Origin of the sequence: Actinoplanes rectilineatus, assembly GCF_000962825.1 — a bacterium.
In the GTDB taxonomy this organism is placed as follows: domain Bacteria; phylum Actinomycetota; class Actinomycetes; order Mycobacteriales; family Micromonosporaceae; genus Actinoplanes; species Actinoplanes rectilineatus.
Window position 1 is genome coordinate 1 of the sequence record NZ_JZKF01000082.1, and the last position, 15,668, is coordinate 15,668.

Annotated in this window: 18 protein-coding genes; 11 read left to right on the forward strand and 7 right to left on the reverse strand. The window is 68.5% G+C overall.

Features of this window, described 5'->3' with window-relative positions:
- Nucleotides 1-428: aldo/keto reductase (locus WH85_RS49370; RefSeq protein WP_211275568.1), on the forward strand; the 428-nt coding region annotated here is incomplete at its 5' end.
- Nucleotides 429-544: 116 nt separating this feature from the next.
- Here the strand turns inward: WH85_RS49370 and WH85_RS37400 are convergent.
- A complete protein-coding gene (locus WH85_RS37400; RefSeq protein WP_045746869.1) occupies nucleotides 545-913 on the reverse strand; it encodes a VOC family protein in 369 nt (122 codons plus the stop codon).
- A 94-nt stretch (nucleotides 914-1,007) separates the two neighbouring features.
- On the opposite strand from WH85_RS37400, the gene WH85_RS37405 reads away from it, so the two are divergent.
- Both WH85_RS37405 and WH85_RS37410 read left to right on the forward strand, forming a co-directional pair.
- Nucleotides 1,008-1,973: a helix-turn-helix transcriptional regulator gene (locus WH85_RS37405; protein ID WP_045746870.1), complete on the forward strand. Its 966-nt coding sequence runs from the start codon at nucleotides 1,008-1,010 to the stop codon at nucleotides 1,971-1,973.
- A 231-nt stretch (nucleotides 1,974-2,204) separates the two neighbouring features.
- On the forward strand, nucleotides 2,205-2,543 hold the full coding sequence (locus tag WH85_RS37410; RefSeq protein ID WP_045746871.1) for a hypothetical protein: 339 nt from the start codon (nucleotides 2,205-2,207) through the stop codon (nucleotides 2,541-2,543).
- Here the strand turns inward: WH85_RS37410 and WH85_RS37415 are convergent.
- From WH85_RS37415 to WH85_RS51060, 4 genes are all read right to left on the reverse strand, one after another.
- Complete coding sequence (locus WH85_RS37415) at nucleotides 2,513-3,397, reverse strand: IS3 family transposase (protein WP_045746872.1); 885 nt, start codon at nucleotides 3,395-3,397, stop codon at nucleotides 2,513-2,515. The genes WH85_RS37410 and WH85_RS37415 overlap by 31 nt on opposite strands.
- Nucleotides 3,394-3,705, reverse strand: a complete 312-nt coding sequence (locus tag WH85_RS37420) for a transposase (protein ID WP_045746896.1) — start codon at nucleotides 3,703-3,705, stop codon at nucleotides 3,394-3,396. Before WH85_RS37420 ends, WH85_RS37415 begins: the two co-directional genes overlap by 4 nt.
- Before the next feature lie 61 nt (nucleotides 3,706-3,766).
- Entirely contained in the window at nucleotides 3,767-4,480 is a 714-nt protein-coding gene (locus tag WH85_RS51055) for an IS3 family transposase (RefSeq protein WP_157411461.1), read from the reverse strand.
- 50 nt (nucleotides 4,481-4,530) lie between these two features.
- Nucleotides 4,531-4,848: a transposase gene (locus WH85_RS51060; RefSeq protein ID WP_045746873.1), complete on the reverse strand. Its 318-nt coding sequence runs from the start codon at nucleotides 4,846-4,848 to the stop codon at nucleotides 4,531-4,533.
- A 345-nt stretch (nucleotides 4,849-5,193) separates the two neighbouring features.
- Here WH85_RS51060 and WH85_RS53410 point away from each other — a divergent pair, with 345 nt between their 5' ends.
- Entirely contained in the window at nucleotides 5,194-5,460 is a 267-nt protein-coding gene (locus WH85_RS53410) for a TetR/AcrR family transcriptional regulator (RefSeq protein ID WP_157411462.1), read from the forward strand.
- On the opposite strand, the gene WH85_RS37440 is transcribed toward WH85_RS53410, so the two are convergent.
- Nucleotides 5,461-5,949: a MarR family winged helix-turn-helix transcriptional regulator gene (locus WH85_RS37440; RefSeq protein WP_157411463.1), complete on the reverse strand. Its 489-nt coding sequence runs from the start codon at nucleotides 5,947-5,949 to the stop codon at nucleotides 5,461-5,463.
- 161 nt (nucleotides 5,950-6,110) lie between these two features.
- Between WH85_RS37440 and WH85_RS37445 the strand changes: the two genes are divergently transcribed.
- From WH85_RS37445 to WH85_RS37460, 4 genes are all read left to right on the forward strand, one after another.
- On the forward strand, nucleotides 6,111-6,851 hold the full coding sequence (locus WH85_RS37445) for an SDR family NAD(P)-dependent oxidoreductase (RefSeq protein WP_045746875.1): 741 nt from the start codon (nucleotides 6,111-6,113) through the stop codon (nucleotides 6,849-6,851).
- Nucleotides 6,852-6,886: 35 nt separating this feature from the next.
- On the forward strand, nucleotides 6,887-7,798 hold the full coding sequence (locus WH85_RS37450; protein WP_045746876.1) for an NmrA family NAD(P)-binding protein: 912 nt from the start codon (nucleotides 6,887-6,889) through the stop codon (nucleotides 7,796-7,798).
- 2 nt (nucleotides 7,799-7,800) lie between these two features.
- A complete protein-coding gene (locus WH85_RS37455) occupies nucleotides 7,801-8,223 on the forward strand; it encodes a DUF6069 family protein (protein ID WP_045746877.1) in 423 nt (140 codons plus the stop codon).
- A gap of 76 nt (nucleotides 8,224-8,299) precedes the next feature.
- Nucleotides 8,300-8,656, forward strand: coding sequence for an antibiotic biosynthesis monooxygenase family protein (locus WH85_RS37460; RefSeq protein ID WP_045746878.1), 357 nt, complete (start codon nucleotides 8,300-8,302; stop codon nucleotides 8,654-8,656).
- Nucleotides 8,657-9,116: 460 nt separating this feature from the next.
- Here WH85_RS37460 and WH85_RS37465 read toward each other — a convergent pair whose 3' ends face one another.
- Nucleotides 9,117-11,312, reverse strand: a complete 2,196-nt coding sequence (locus WH85_RS37465) for an MMPL family transporter (protein ID WP_045746879.1) — start codon at nucleotides 11,310-11,312, stop codon at nucleotides 9,117-9,119.
- 174 nt (nucleotides 11,313-11,486) lie between these two features.
- Here WH85_RS37465 and WH85_RS37470 point away from each other — a divergent pair, with 174 nt between their 5' ends.
- The 3 genes from WH85_RS37470 to WH85_RS37480 all read left to right on the forward strand — a co-directional run bounded on the left by WH85_RS37470 (nucleotide 11,487) and on the right by WH85_RS37480 (nucleotide 15,650).
- Nucleotides 11,487-12,677 carry a sensor histidine kinase gene (locus WH85_RS37470; protein WP_169792542.1) on the forward strand — a complete coding sequence of 397 codons (1,191 nt, stop codon included), beginning with the start codon at nucleotides 11,487-11,489 and terminating at the stop codon, nucleotides 12,675-12,677.
- Entirely contained in the window at nucleotides 12,674-13,372 is a 699-nt protein-coding gene (locus WH85_RS37475; protein ID WP_045746880.1) for a response regulator, read from the forward strand. Before WH85_RS37470 ends, WH85_RS37475 begins: the two co-directional genes overlap by 4 nt.
- Nucleotides 13,373-13,487: 115 nt before the next feature.
- Entirely contained in the window at nucleotides 13,488-15,650 is a 2,163-nt protein-coding gene (locus WH85_RS37480) for a beta-glucosidase (protein WP_045746881.1), read from the forward strand.
- The last annotated feature ends 18 nt before the right edge of the window (nucleotides 15,651-15,668 follow it).

A 15,668-nucleotide genomic window follows, 5' to 3' on the forward strand; every position in this document is an offset into this window, starting at 1 on the left:
GAAAGATCGTCCCGATCAGATCACACGGGCATCATGATCATGCACAGGTCAGACCACATAGGATCCCGGGTCCTCGACCACCGTTTCTGCGCCAGAGCCGTTCTTTTTACAGTCCCCTCGCCGAGGGCCGGGCCGAGCTTTTCGCTCACCCGTTGTTGAACGGGATCGGTGAGCAGCACGGCAGATCGGTGGCCCAGGTCGTGCTGCGCTGGCTGATCCAGCGGGGCGTGGTGGCGATCCCCAAGTCGGTGCGGCCCGAGCGTATGGCGGAGAACATCGCCGTCTTCGACTTCGAGCTGAACGGCGACCAGATGGCGGCCATCGCGGCCTTGGACTCGGGCGTCTCGCTGTTCATGGACCACCATGACCCGAGGATCGTTTCCTGGCTCGCTAGTAAACGCCTGAGCGGCCATATCGAAGTTCATTAGATCCCGGAGTGTTGGCGGTCTGCACATTCGCGTGTAGCAGGTGCTTGGCGTCTCGGCGAAGACGGACAACGGCAGGCGCGAAGGCTGACCGTACGCGCCTGCCGCACAGTGGCCTCTCAGTCCTTTGGTGCGACCCGGATACGGTTGCCGTCAGGATCGGCGGCGAGGAAGGTCAGCCCGAACCCCGCGTCGTGCGGCTCGTGCAGGATCAGGACGCCCTTGGCCTGCCACTGCTTGAAGACCGCGTTGATCTCGTCAGGGCTGCCACCCTCGATGGCCAGGCACACCTCGCTGGTACGCGGGACGTCCGGCGACAGGTCCTCGAACTGGCCGGACCACAGAGCGAGTTCAGCGCCTGGCCCAAGTTCGAAGGTGATGTATCCCGACGTCTCGAGCGAGGGGCTCAGGCCGAGAAGGTCGCCGTAGAAACGAGCTGCTGCGGGAGCGTCGTTCACATAGACGATGGACACGATGGAGGTGGTCATGGGTTGTTCCTCTTCCAGAAAACAGGTGGGGCATACATCAGCCTGGCTGATATATGCGCCACATAGTGTCGTAATTTCTTGAAAGACTTGGTGGGTGAACCCGGACCGCTTCTTCGCCCTAACGCTGCTTCTCGAATCAAGGGATGGCGCGACCACACAGGAGCTGGCCTCGGCGCTCGGGGTTTCTCTGCGAACCATCACCCGGGATCTGAACTGGCTCCGCGACGCCGGTCTGCCGGTGACCGCGCACCGGGGCCGCCTCGGTGGTGTGACCATGATGCCCGGGTCCGGACTCGATCTCACCCGACTCACGCCTGACGAACGTGATCATCTGTCGTTGATCGGGCTGGACGAGAAGCAGCGCGCGGATCTCAACGCATCGGTCGAAAGCCAGCGAGCACTTGCCAAGATAGCCGCTCCCCGGTCACGTCGAGATGCCGAACTCCTGCCTCTCACCGACGTGGTGTACATCGACAACCGCCCCTGGCTCCAAAACCGGGCGACTGGCACGACTCCGGCGTCGTTGATCGGCTCAGTGCGGCGAGGTCGCCGACTACGGATCGAGTACGACAGCCCGCGCGAGTCCCGCTCCCACGACCTGGTCGTAGACCCCTACGGGCTGTTCACCAAAGCCGGCACCTGGTACCTCGTCGCCGACTGCGCCCGAGTGCCACGGCTGTACCGACTCGAACGGATCACGACGTGGAAAGAAACCGGTCAGCCACGAAGGATCCGCAAGGATCAAACCCTTGCTACCGTCGCTACAGCGCTCCTCCACCAGTGGGAACACGACCATGGGATCCAGGTCAGCGTCACCATCGACCAAACCCAGATCGAACGAGCACAACGGATCTTCGGCCTACGCCTCGTCCGGGAGGACCATGACGAGTCCTCCACCGGCTCCAAGGTGACAATCCGGTTCCTACACCTGGAGGACGTCCGAGCATTGCTCCCGTTCGGAAACGCCATCACCGTCCACAGCCCCACCGAAGCTAGAGCTTACCTGCGTGACCTCGCGGCTGGCCTCGCCCGCCACTATGCGCCCTCGTCAACGCCCTAACTGCCTGCGCCGAACCTGCTGGGGCTGATACGGGACTGCCACGGCCGCGCTCGCTCCGTTCTGCAGCGGTGCCCGCCCTGCGGATCCGTCGACTTGCCCTCTGTCAGCACTTCCGGATCTGCGGGCAACGATGCCGGCGTGCGGCGAGGAGCCACCGCGAGATCGTGGATCCGGACGCCACAAAAGCCGTTTGGACACCAGTTCGGTCTCTGATTCACTGGGCGCCCTGACGTGACGAACGAGGACGTGATGAGCGAGTCGGACATCCCGACCGCCGCTACCGGCAGCGACATGATCGGGCGGCCGGGGCAATACCGGCACGATCCGAGCCGGATACCGGCACTGGGCCAAGTGCTCGACATGGCCGGTACCGACGCCGCAGATCCGCACGAGGCCGCCCTGGCCGTGAGCGGCGCCCTAAGCACCATCGATGCCCAGGCCGGTGAACCGACAGCGGCAGCGCTTTTCCACACCCTGATGTACGTGATCGAGGTGGCACCGGCCGGTGAAGTTCCACCCCGGGACCGGACACCGGAGTTTCATGCCGCGAGGGCGATGGGTGGACGATAGCAGACACGCGCTTCGCGTGGTGTCTGGTGTTTCACGGTGGAATGCAGTCTTTTGTTGTTGTAGTAGTTGATGTAGGCGAATACCTCCCGGCGGGCTTCGGCGCGGCTGGCGAAGACCCGGGTGCCGATCTCGGCCTTGAGGCTGGCGAAGAACGACTCCGCGACGGCGTTGTCGAAGCACGAACCGGTCCGGCCCATCGACGGCCGCATGTTCAGCCTGGTCAGCGTGGCCCTGAAGTCCTTCGACGTGTACTGGCTGCCGCGGTCGGAATGAAAGATCGCGTCCGGGCGGACCAGGCCGCGCCGGTGGGCCAGCGCGACGGCGTCGCTGACGAGTTCGGCACGCATGTGGGTGGCCATGGCGTGCCCGACGACCTCCCGGTTGAACAGGTCGATCGTGGTCGCCAGGTACAGCCACCCCTCGGCCGTGGGCAGGTACGTGATGTCCCCGGCCAGCCGCACACCGGGCGCCGGCGCGGTGAAGTCACGCCGGATCAGGTCCGGCGCCGGCGCCGCCTTCGAGTCCTGCCTGGTCAACGACCGGCGCCGACGGCGGGTGATCCCGGCAAGGCCGCGCTCGCGCATCACCCGCTCGACGCGCTTGCGGTTGACCCGCAGCCCTCGACGGCGCAGCTCAGCGGTGACCCTTGGTGCCCCGTAGCCGCGGTGTTCGGCCTGGATATACCGGATCAGAGCAGCGAGATGCTCGTCGTCGGCCTCGCGGGCCTGCCTCGCCGGTGCGGCGGCCAGCCACTCGTAGTAGCCCTGCCTGCGCTTGACCGCCAGAACACGGCACAGCAGCGTCACGCCGTACACCTCGGCAAGCTCGGAGATGAACCGGTAGCGGCCGGTCAATGACCCATCTCCCTCGCAAAACAGGCGGCCGCTTTCCGGAGGATCTCCTTCTCCAACTCCAGCTCGGCCACCGTCTTACGCAGCCGACGCAGTTCGTCACGCTCGGCACCGCTCAACTCGTCACCGGCCGGGCGACCTACACCGGCACGCTGCTCGTCGGCGCGTTTGGCGGCAGCGACCCAGTTACGCAGGGTCTCGTGATTGACACCGAGTTCACGGCCGACATCGCGGATCGTGCGACCCGAGGACCGCACGAGCTCGACCGCGTCCCGACGGAAATCCTCGGAATACTTCGAAGGGCGGGGCACCCGGACATCCTTCCCCCAGACCACTGTCTGGTTTCAAGGTGGCTGACTCGAAGGTGGAACCTCAGCCGCGCCACGGTCCTTTATTGCGGACGAGTTCGGCCTTGAACAGGGAGTTGAACGCCTCGGCCATGGCGTTGTCGTAGGAGTCGCCCTTCGACCCGACCGAGGCGACGGCGCCGGCGGGCCGCTGGCTGTAACGGATCGCTCGGTATTGGACGCCGCGGTCGGAATGGTGAACCAGTCTGCGCAGGTCAGAGCCCTGAGTTTCGCGGCGCCACACGGCCGTTTTCAAGGCGTCGAGGGCCAGGTCGGTGTAGAGCGAGGTGGATACCTGCCAGCCGACGATCAGCCGGGAGTACACGTCGAGGACGAACGCGGCGTAGACCCAGCCGACGCTGGTGCGTACGTAAGTCAGGTCAGCGACCCACAGCTGGTTCGGCCGCGTCGCGGTGAAGTTCCGTTTGACCAGGTCACGCGGCCGATCGGTCTCCGCAGCAGGCCGGGTCGTGCGCGGTGACTTGTCGCGCAGCAGCCCGCGCAGCCCTGCGGCGCGCATGAGTCGCTCGACGGTGCAGCGGGCCACCGGCACGCCCGTGCGGCGCAGCTCGTGCCAGATCTTGCGGGCGCCGTAGACGCCGTAGTTCTCCTTATGGACCTGCTTGATCGTCGCGGTCAGTTCGATGTCGCGGACCGTCCGGGCGCTGGCCGGGCGGGTCTTGGCTGCGTAGTAGGTCAATGGTGCGATCTGTGCCGGCGTGTCTCCGAGGGCCTGCAGGACCGGCTGGACACCGTGTTCTTCCTATTGGGAGTCGACGAAGGCGACCCTCATCGCGACGGACGGTCCAGCTCCGCCGCGACGAAAGACGCCGCGGACTTCAGGATCTGATTCGCCCGGCGCAGCTCACGATTCTCGCGTTCCAGCGCGGCGAGGCGCTCCGCGTCGCTGCTGGCCGTGCCCGGCCGATCACCGGCATCGACCTCAGCCCTCTTCACCCACGTCCGCAACGCTTCGGGATGAATCCCGAGCTGATCAGCGATCCGCCGGATCGCCCCGACGCTGGATACCGGATCCCGGCGGGCCTCGACCGCCAGCCGGGTCGCCCGCTCACGCAGCTCATCGGGGTACTTCTTCGGTGCCGCCATAACGAGATTCTCTCCCAGGTTTGGATGTCTCCATCAAACCCGGGGCGGAACATGCTCACCAGCGGGTGCGGTCAGCGGCCCGGCAAGGGTAGGTAGGCGCGACAGTCAGGCTGTGACATGAACGGGGTGACGGGGACTGTAACTCGTGTTGTGCACCCTCCTGCCCCGGTCGTTGTCGGGGCCGCCTGCCTTATCGCGGTCGGCGCCGCTCCGGGCGGCCTGCTGAGGCGGCGCTGCGTGTCCGAGCCGGGATTGTGGCAGTCACCGAAGCGCGGCGGCCGGAAGCGTTGTGACCGGGCAGGTTCGCTTCCGGCCGCCTCGATCGTTCGGTGGCTCGACAGGTGGTTGCGGCGTCCGCTCTGCGTTTCTACGAGAGCAAGGGGCTCATCGTCGCCGAACGCAGAGGGAGCAATCAAGGTCGTCGACGCCATCGCGGCGACCGTCGACGACCCCGAGGCCCACCTGCGCGCTTCCCTGGCCGGCGCCATGATGATGGGCATCGCCGCCCAGCGCTACCTGCTGCGCATGCCGCACATCGCCGACGCCGGCCTCGAGGATGTCCTGCGACTGGCCGAGCCGGCGATCCGCGCCGTCATCGCCCCGACGGCCTAGTCACACCGCACTGCGGCCGGCGGCCTCGAAATCACCGAAGATGGCCGGCACCTGCTCGGCCATGATGATGCTGAACGCCGTCTCCTCGAACTGCTGCCGCTCATCGGCCGGCAGATGCGCCACGACACCCTGAAGACTGGCGGTCACCTCGGCGTAGAACGCCTCGGTCACCTTCTTGCCGGTCCGGGTCAAAGAAACCATTACGGTACGCCGATCGTTCGGCCGCACCTCGCGGCGAAGTAGCCCGCGTCGCTCGATGCGGTCGGCCAGGCCGGTGAGCCCGGGCCGCTCCAGGCCGAGCATGTGGGTGAGCTCGGTCATCCCACGCGGCTGGTCCTTGATGACACACATCAGCTGCGCCTGCGCCGGGCTGAGATCGTGCCGGGAGCAGGCCTGCGCGTAGAGACGCTGCACCAGGAACGACAGCCGGACCAGCGCCGCCGAGATGCCCGAGTTGTCCGGCACGGTTCCGTCCCCTCGTTGATCCAACTTGTCGATCTTACCGCCCCGAGTCCAGGGTTGCGAAAATTCGCGACGCGAAGTAACTTTATTCGTGGCGCGAATGTTTGAAGAAGTTTGCGCACCTCAGACGGCATATCCGAATGCGGTTCCCCTTCTCTGCCGTCGCACAGCATCGGAAGAGGCGCACCATGACCAGTCTCAACGGCACCGAACTCAAGGGGTACGACACCGTCGTCGTCGGCGGCACCGGCAACGTCGGCTACTTCCTGGTGGACGGCTTCCTGCGGGCCGGCGCCCGCGTCCTGGTCCCGTCGCGATCCACAGCGAACGTGGACCGGCTGCGTTCCCGCCTGGGATCGGCGGCAGACCGCCTCGTACCGGTCCTCGGTGACATCGGCACCGCCGACGGCGCGGTGCAGGTCCAGGAGCAGGTGCGGCAGCTGTCCAGCGAGCTCTTCGCGGTCGCCTCCGCCCCGGCCAGCTGGCACCAGAGCCACTCGATGCTGCACGCCGGCTTCGCCGAGTTCAAAAACGTCATCGAGACCCGGCTCTACCCGCACTACCTCGCCGCCGAGGCGCTGCTGCCGCTGATCGCCCTCGGCGGCTCGTACACCACGATCAACGGACCGGCCGGTTTCATCAACCCGCCGCCGCCCGGCATCGGTGCGATCGCCGTCGCTGCCGCCGCGCAGAACAAGCTCATCCAGGCCATCGCCGCCGAGACCGCCGGAACCCCGAGGGTCAACGACGTTGTGATGAAGGCCTTCCTCGGCCCGGACGGTACCCGGCCCGGCTCCCCGCTGCGTGGCGAGCAGGTCGGCGACTTCATCGCCGCGCTCGCCGCGCACGGCACCAGCGTCCACAACCGCACCATCCAGCTGACCGAGACCGGCCAGGTCACCGAGGCACTGTCCGGCACGTTCGCCTGAGCCCACCCGCTCCCCTCCACCGGAAGAAGAACATCATGGACACCAAAGTCATCGCCCTGGTCGGCGGCAGCGGACAACTCGGCAAGCTCATCGCCGACGAGGTCCTCGCCCTACCGGACACCCGGCTGCGCCTGTTGGTACGCCCCGGCAGTCGCAACAAGGTCGCCGACCTCGAACGCCGCGGCGCCCAGATCGTGGAGGGCTCGATCGAGCCCGGCGCCGACGGCCCCCTGGCCGCGTTCACCGCCGGCGCCACCACCGTCGTCTCCGCCGTGCAGGGCGGCCCGGACATCATCGTCGACGGGCAGGCGGCCCTGCTGCGCGCCGCCCGCAACGCCGGGGTGCGCCGCTTCATCCCGTCCGACTTCTCGCTGGACATGTTCAAGGTCGCGCCCGGGCAGATCACCAACTCCGACATCCGCCGCGCCTTCGCCGGCCACGCCGCCGCCGAACGCGGCGACGTCGAGGTGGTCCACGTCCTCAACGGCCAGTTCCTCGACCGCCGCGTCATGTTCGGCTTCATCCGGGTCGTCGACCCCGAGGCCAAGGTCGCGTACGTGTGGGGCGACGGCGAACACGCGATGGACTTCACCACCTACGCGGACACCGCCCGCTTCACCGCGGCCGCCGCTGCCGACGACAACCCGATCGGCAAGGTCCTCGGTGTCGCCGGCGACAGCCTCACATTCCCCGAGATCGTGAGCGCCTACGAGAAGGCGTCCGGCAGCACCCTGCGTGTGGAGCGCCTCGGCTCGCTGGCCGACCTCGACTCCCGCATCGCCGAGTTCCAGGCCGGTGGCCCCGCGAACTTTCTCAAGTTCCTCCCGCTCATGTACTACCGGGCCCAGCTCAACGGCACCGCCAAGATCAACCCGGTGATGAACGACCGCTACCCCCAGATCCAGCCCACCACTGTCGAGCAATACGTCATCAACGAAGGACTCTGATAATGAGCAGCACCCCGCAGGCCGCCGCACACGCCAAACGCAGCACGGCATCCGACCCCTTGCGGATCGGCGTCGCCACCGTCGCGGCCGTCGTCGCCAACCTGGCCATCTTCTGGATCGCCGACGCCGCTGGCGCTTCCCTGGAAATCGACGCGCCGTACGATCTCACCGCCTTCGCGGTGATCCTCTCCACCGCCGTGCCGCTGCTGCTCGCCAGCGCCGTCGTCCTCTACGTCCTGGTCCCCCGCTTCCCGGCCGCACACCGCTGGCTCGCCTGGGGCGGCGCCGCTTTCGCCCTGGTCACCGCAGCGATGCCGTTCACCGTGGCCGAGGACACCGGCACCGCCGTCGCCCTCGCGCTGATGCACGTCGCGGTCGGCGCCGCCTGGCTCTTCGCCGTCGCACCGCGCGAAACCGCCCGCTGAACCGAGACACCTCGGCGATGTCCGTGCTGCCCGGCAGGGGCGCGGGTCACCCGAACGCCACAAGGAGCACCACACCATGAGCGACAGCAGCATCAGCATCCGCGTCGGCGCCGACGGCGCCACCACAATGATCAACCTGTTCACCGTCGAACCCGGCGACCAGGCCGAACTCGTGCGGCTCGAGGTCACCGGCATGACCGACATCGCGAGCAAGATGCCCGGTTTCGTGCGGGGCAGCATCCATCGCAGCCTCGACGGCACCCGCCTGGTGAACTACATCCACTGGGCGGACAGCGACGCCTGGCGAAACGCGCACGAGACGCTGAAGGCGAACCCGGAATACCTCGAACACATGGCGAACGTCCGGCGTATCGCCACGGCCGACCCCCATCCGTACGAGGTCATCGCGGTCATCGACGGCGCTGGCGCCTGATTCCTCGCCTACGGCCCTACCCGGCCCGCCTGCATCGCCACCGAAGCCGCCGTGAGGCTCACCGTGATCGCGGCGAACCACACGGCCCGCGGGGTGCTGGTTGGCGACAGTGTCGGTGGCCGGGTCGCTGTAGACGGCCGGACCGTAGGGGGTGGCCAGTCTCGTGAGTGTCTCGGAGGCCAGCAGGTGGATTTTTAGGCTCACCTCGTTCGGCAGGCCCAGCCGGCTTTCGAGGTCCCACACCGGGCTTGCATGGCGAAGCGCTTCAGCGGCCTGACCGGCGGCGGCCAAGCGGCCGATCCGGTAGGCAGGAAGATCGCGGCGACGAGCATGAGTTCGCGGATCGCCGGTCACCAGTGGGATCCGCGTTGCTGTAGAGACAGTCTCACCGGAGGGCTTTCTCGGACGCCGCGGGGTCGCGGGCGGGCCTCCACCCGCCCGCGACCCCGGTGGTGGTGAGTCAGGCCCTCGTGGTGGCGAACTCCTGGTCAGTGGACTCCTGCTCGACGGCGGCGAGTTGCTTGGTGAGCTGCTCGCCCTCGACGTCGACGTTGGGCAGGAGTTTGTCGAGCCATCCGGGCAGCCACCAGGCGGAGCGGCCGAGCAGGGACAGCACAGCGGGGACGATCGTCATACGTACCAGGAAGGCATCGACGGCGACGCCGAAGGCGAGCCCGAGACCGAGAGATTTGATGATGGTGTCGTCGGCGAAGATGAAGCCGGCGAAGACGCTCATCATGATCAGCGCGGCTGCGGTGACGACGCGAGCGCCGTGGCTCATGCCGGTGACGACGGCGTCGTCCGGGGATGCGCCGTGCACGAACTCCTCGCGGGTGCGGGTGACCAGGAAGACCTCGTAGTCCATCGCCAGGCCGAACAGGATGCCGACCAGGAAGATCGGCATGATGCTGACGATCGGGCCGGTGGACTCGATGCCGAGCGCGTCGGCGAGGTGGCCCTGCTGGAACACGAAGACCAGCGCGCCGAACGAGGCCGCCACGCTGAGCAGGAACCCGACGGTGGCCTTGATCGGCACCAGGATGCTGCGGAACACCAGCATGAGCAGGATGAACGCGAGCCCGACCACGATCACCAGGTACGGGCCGAGAGCGTCGGTGAGCTTGTCCGAGACGTCGATGTTGATGGCGGTGGTGCCAGTGACCGCGAGGGTGGCGCCGGTCAGGGTGCTGGCGTGCTCGCGGATGTCCAGGACCAGGTTCTTGGTGGCCTCGCTGGTCGGGGCGCTGGCCGGGATGACAGTCAGCAGCGCGGTGTCGCCGGCCTGGTTCAGGGTCGGCGGGGTGACCAGGACGATGTCGTCGAGCCCGGTGATCGTCTTCTGGGCCTGTTCGGCGGCGGTCTTCGCGGTGCCAGCGGTGGCTTCGACGACCACGATCAGTGGGCCGTTGAAGCCGGCGCCGAAACCGGCGGCGAGTTGGTCGTACGCCTTGCGCTGGGTGGAGTCCACGGCGGCGGTGCTGTCGTCGGGCAGCGCGAGACGCAGGTCCAGGGCGGGCAGGGCGAACGCCGCGATCAGACCGAGCGGCAGCAGCACCGCGGCGACCCGATGCCGCAGCACGCCACGGGCCCACCGCTCACCGAACGGCGCCTTCACCGCGGGCTTCTCGTGCTGGCCGGTGTTACGGTGCCGCTTAGCGATGATCTTGCGGCCGGCGAAGCCCAGGATCGCCGGAACCAGGCTGAGCGTGACCAGCACCGCGATCGCGACGGTGCAGGCGGCGGCGATGCCCATGGCGGCCAGGAACGGGATGCCGGTCACCGAGAGCGCTGCCAGAGCGATGACCACGGTCAGTCCGGCGAACACCACTGCCGAGCCGGCGGTGCCGACCGCGCGGCCGGCGGCCTCCTCGCCGTCGCGGCCGTCGGCCAGCTCCTGCCGGTAACGGGACACCACGAACAGCGCGTAGTCGATACCGACCGCCAGGCCGAGCATGGTGGCCAGCGCGGACGTGGAGCCGGAGAGATCGAAGAAGCCTGTGGCGATCTGGATACCGAGCATGCCGAGGCCGACACCGACCAGCGCGGTGAGTAGTGGCAGGCCGGCCGCGACCAGCGAACCGAACGTGATCAGTAGGACGAACGCCGCGATCACGATGCCGAGCGCCTCGGTGCCGCCGCCCTCCTCGGCGATCTGGCCGACCTCGCCGGAGTACTCGACGCCGAGCCCGGCGGACGTCGCGGTGTCGCCGGCGGTGTGCAGCGCTTCGCGGGACGTGTCGGTGACGTCGGTCGCGGCCACCGTGTAGGTGACGGTCGCGTAAGCCGTCTTCTGGTCCTGGGAGATCGTCTTCGCCTCGAACGGGTCGGCCACCGACGCCACCTGCGGGGCCGCCTCCAACTGCTGGACCGCGGCCTCGATCGCGGCCTTCTGGGCGGCGCCGGTCAGCTTGGCGTCACCGGAGACGGTGAAGACGACCTTCGCGGAGGCGGCATCGTCGCCGGTGCCGAATTTCTCAGCGAGCACGTCCATGGCCCGCGACGACTCAGTGCCGGGGATGGAGAACGCGCTGCTGGTCGGTCCGGACAGCTGTGCCGCCGCGAGGCCGAAGACGGCGAGCAGCAGAACCCAGGCAGCCAGGGTCAGCTGGCGTCGCCGGAACGAGAACCGGCCCAGCCGGTACAACAGGGTCGCCACGAAAGTCCTCCGTCGAGCTCGCTCGGTATGACCGTTCAAAGATCGCGAGAATCGGCGCGGGAGTCGTCCTGTCAGCGCAGGCGGGGGCGTACTGCGGATGCCGTACGCACACGGGGCGCCGATACTGCGGCGACAGGACGATGTGGCTGCACCCGGCGGCATACCGTCGTGATCATGCAAGACGTCGCCGCGCCGTGGATTCCGCCCTGGCTGCACCAGCACCGGGCCCGGCTGGGTGACGCGCTGCTGGCGGCCGTTCTGTTCGCGCTGGTGCTGTGCATGGACCAGCGGCCCGTCACCGCGTGGACGTTCGGGCAGGCCGGGTTCGCCGTCGTCGCCACATCGCTGCGGCGCCGTTACCCGGAGCGGGTCCTCGCGGCGGCGACCGCGTTCACCGCGCTCGCGATCCTGTTCGGTCCGCCGGCCGCGGGGCTGTTCGTCACCCTGGGGGTGTTGACCTTCTCCGCCACGCTCTACAGCGGGCGCCGCCGGCCCTGGTTCTATGCCGCGCTGGTGTGGGTGACGCTGATCGTGGCGGGATCGATCGCCTACTTCTCGCAGTGGTGGGGGCCGGATCAGTTCGGCCTGTTCGCGTTCATCTTCGGTGGGGCGGGTGCCGGGGATTCGACCCGGATGCGGCGGGCGTACATCGACGAGGTGACCGAGCGTGCCCGGCAGGCCGAGCAGTCTCGGGAGCAGGAGGCTCACCGCCGGGTGATGGACGAGCGGCTGCGGATCGCCCGGGAACTGCACGACGTCGTCGCACACCACATCGCGGTGATCAGCGTGCACGCCGGCGCCGCAGGCCACGTGTTGCGTAACCAGCCGGACAAGGTGTGGCCGGTGCTGGCGCACATCCGTACCGCCGCCGACACCGTCCTGGAGGAGATCAAGTCGGTGATCAGTGTGCTGCGCGACCCGGACGAGATGGACAGCACCGAGCCGACGCCGGGGATGGACCGGCTGCCGGACCTGCTCGACGGCCTGCGGACGATGGGCTTCCCGGTACGCCATCAGCAGCGGGGCGCCGCCCGCCCGCTGCCCGCCGTGGTGGACCTGGCCGCGTACCGGATCGCGCAGGAAGCCCTCACCAACGCCCACCGCTACGGCGACGCGGTGCTCGACGTCGAGTACACCGCCGACGCGGTCGTCATCACGGTCACCAACCGGATCGCCTGGCCGCGGCCGTACCGCGCCGGATCCGGGTTCGGCCTGCTCGGCATGCGCGAACGTGCCGCCGCAGCACACGGCACCATCACCACCGGCCTGCTGCCCGGCGGAGCGTTCCGGGTGCACGCCCGGCTGCCCGCCGACGAACACCCGGCCGGGCGCCTCAGCACCGTCGACGAAGGAGTCTACCCGTGACCATCCGTGTCCTGCTCGCCGACGATCAGGCCCTGATCCGGGCCGGCTTCAAAATGATCATCGACGCCGAGCCTGACTTCGAGGTCGCCGGAGAGGCCGCCGACGGGCGCGAGGCCGTCGATCTCACGCACACTGCCCGCGTCGACGTCGTGCTGATGGACATCCGGATGCCGCACATGGACGGCATCGAGGCGACCCGGCGCATCTGCGCCGACGAACGCCTGGCCGGGGTACGCGTCCTCGTGCTCACCACGTTCGACAACGACGACAACGTGGCCCTCGCGCTGCACGCCGGCGCGAGTGGCTTCCTCGGCAAGAACGTGGCGCCGGCCGAACTCGTCGCCGCGATCCGGGTGGTGGCCGCCGGCGAGGCCCTGCTGTCTCCGCGGGCCACCCGGGGACTGATCAGCCGGTTCGGCCAGCAGAGCGCTCCCCCGGGGAAGTCCCGGCTCGCCGCCCTAGACCTGGTCACCGAACGGGAACACGAGGTCCTCGTCCTGGTCGCGCACGGGCTTTCCAACGACGACATCGCGAATCGGCTCTACGTGTCGCCACTGACCGTGAAGACGCACGTCAACCGGACCATGATCAAGTTGGGCGCGCGCGACCGTGCTCAGCTGGTCGTCATCGCGTACCAGAACGCTCTGGTGAGGCTGGGCGACGCCCTGCCGGAACCGCCTCGGTTATCTTCCTGACGGTAGATAAAACCCGGAATCCGTTGACCAGCCCGCAACGCGTCCGTAACGTTTATCTACCGGACGTCAGATACACGGGCGGCTCCGAGCGTTTCGACCCGAGAGGAACACCGCGGTGGCATCGCAGAACACGAGCACTACCGTCACCTTCACCTTCGCCGAGGGCGTCCAGCGGATCCGGGCGGGCGAGGTGACCGCGGCCGAGGCCGCCGACCTGCTCATCGGCGAGATGACCGACGACGAGCTGTTGTGGCTGCTGGACGGCGACACCCCGGCACGGTCGATGACCCGGCTTCCCGGCAAGATCAAGGCCGGGCCGATCGCCGGTGGCGCCGTCGAGCGGCTCGGCATCCCGGGCGTGCTGTTCACCGACGGCCCCCGCGGCGTGGTCATCGACGGCTCGACCGCCTTCCCGGTCAGCATGGCCCGCGGCGCGACCTGGGATCCCGAGCTCGAACAGCAGGTCGGCACCGCGATGGGCCTGGAGGCCCGGGCCCGTGGCGCGAACTACTCCGGCGCGGTCTGCATCAACCTGCTGCGGCACCCGGCCTGGGGGCGGGCGCAGGAGACGTACGGCGAGGACCCGGTGCTGATCGGGCTGATGGGCGCCGGGCTCACCCGTGGCCTGCGCCCCAACGTGATGGCCTGCGTCAAGCACTACGCCCTCAACTCGATGGAGAACGCCCGCTTCCGCGTCGACGTCACCGTCGACGAGCACGCCCTGCACGAGGTCTACCTGCCGCACTTCAAGACGGTGATCGACGCCGGCGCTGAGTCGGTGATGAGCGCCTACAACTCGGTCAACGGCAAGTTCCTGGACGTCAACAAGGTCCTGTTGACCGATGTCCTGCGCGATGAGTGGGGCTTCGACGGGTTCGTCACCAGCGACTGGGTCTTCGGCACCCACGCAGGCCTGGAGAGCCTGGAAGCCGGCCTGGACGTCGAGATGCCGCTGCGGTTGCTGCGCGCCCGGGAGTTGCCGGCGGCGCTGAAGGACGGCCGCCTGTCCCGCGACACCGTGATCCGGTCCGCGCACCGGATCCTGCGCACCACTCTCACCCACGCCGCCAGCCGCGACCAGGCCGAGCCGTCGGCTGACGTTGTCGCCGGCGCCGCCCACCGCGCTCTCGCCCGGCGGGTCGCCACCCAGGCCATGGTGCTGCTCAAGAACGACGCCGTGGACGGCGTCCCGGTGCTGCCACTCGACCCGTCGATCACCCGGATCGCGGTGATCGGCAAACTCGCCGAGCAGGCCAACACCGGCGACCACGGATCGTCGCTCGTGCATCCGCCGTCCACCAGCACGCCGCTGGACGGGCTGCGCGAGGCGCTGCCGGGCGCCGAGATCGCGTACGCCGACGGCTCCGACATCGCCGCGGCCGTCGCGGCGGCTGGCGCCGCGGACGCGGTGGTGCTGGTCGTCGGCATGGACCACGACGACGAGGGCGAACGCGTCGAGAACGACGACATCAACCTCGACGTCTTCGGTTTCCCGTTCACGTTCGGCCCGTTCAAGTGGGCGATGGGCAAGCTGGCGAAGATGGGCAGCCAGTTCGGCCGCGGCGGCGACCGCGAGTCGCTGACGCTGCACCCGGGCGACGAACGGCTCGTCGCGGCGGTCGCGGCGGCGAACCCGCGGACCACCGTGGTGCTGATCGGCGGCAGCGCGATCATCGTCGAGGCCTGGCGTGCCAAGGTCCCCACCATCCTGCACGCCTGGTACCCCGGCATGGAGGGCGGCCGGGCCCTCGCCGACGTGCTGACCGGCGCCGCCGAGCCCGGCGGCCGGCTGCCGGTGTCCATCCCGACCAGCGACGCCCACCTGCCGTTCTTCGACGCCGAGGCCACCACCATCGTCTACGACGCCTGGTGGGGCCAGCGCAAACTCGACCGCGACGGGAACCCGGCGGCCTTCCCGTTCGGGTTCGGCCTCGGCTACACCACCTTCGAGCAGCAGCTCGTGGGTCATCAGGCACAAGACAACGACGGAACAGCGACGGTACGCGTACGCAACACCGGCAGTCGCACCGGCTCGACGGTGGTGCAGATCTACGCCGCCGACACGTCGGCCGGCCGTCCCATCCCGCAGCTGATCGGCTTCCGCCGCGTCGAGCTCGACCCGGGAGCCGAAGCCACCGTGGACGTCGCTCTCGACCTGACCCCGACCCGGCAGCGCGACCCACGAACCCGCGCCTGGTCACGCCGCCCCGGAACCTGGGGAATCGTCGCCGCCGCACACAGCCCGCGCGTCTTCGACGACGCGCGGCCACTCACCTGAAGTCGTCAACCACCAGCA

Bases quoted from the DNA above. Each gene is read 5' to 3' on its own strand.
- WH85_RS37400 (WP_045746869.1), bottom strand. From the start codon at position 913: ATGACCACCTCCATCGTGTCCATCGTCTATGTGAACGACGCTCCCGCA.
- WH85_RS51060 (WP_045746873.1), bottom strand. From the start codon at position 4,848: ATGGCGGCACCGAAGAAGTACCCCGATGAGCTGCGTGAGCGGGCGACC.
- WH85_RS37445 (WP_045746875.1), top strand. From the start codon at position 6,111: ATGACCAGTCTCAACGGCACCGAACTCAAGGGGTACGACACCGTCGTC.
- WH85_RS37450 (WP_045746876.1), top strand. From the start codon at position 6,887: ATGGACACCAAAGTCATCGCCCTGGTCGGCGGCAGCGGACAACTCGGC.
- WH85_RS37455 (WP_045746877.1), top strand. From the start codon at position 7,801: ATGAGCAGCACCCCGCAGGCCGCCGCACACGCCAAACGCAGCACGGCA.
- WH85_RS37460 (WP_045746878.1), top strand. From the start codon at position 8,300: ATGAGCGACAGCAGCATCAGCATCCGCGTCGGCGCCGACGGCGCCACC.
- WH85_RS37470 (WP_169792542.1), top strand. From the start codon at position 11,487: ATGCAAGACGTCGCCGCGCCGTGGATTCCGCCCTGGCTGCACCAGCAC.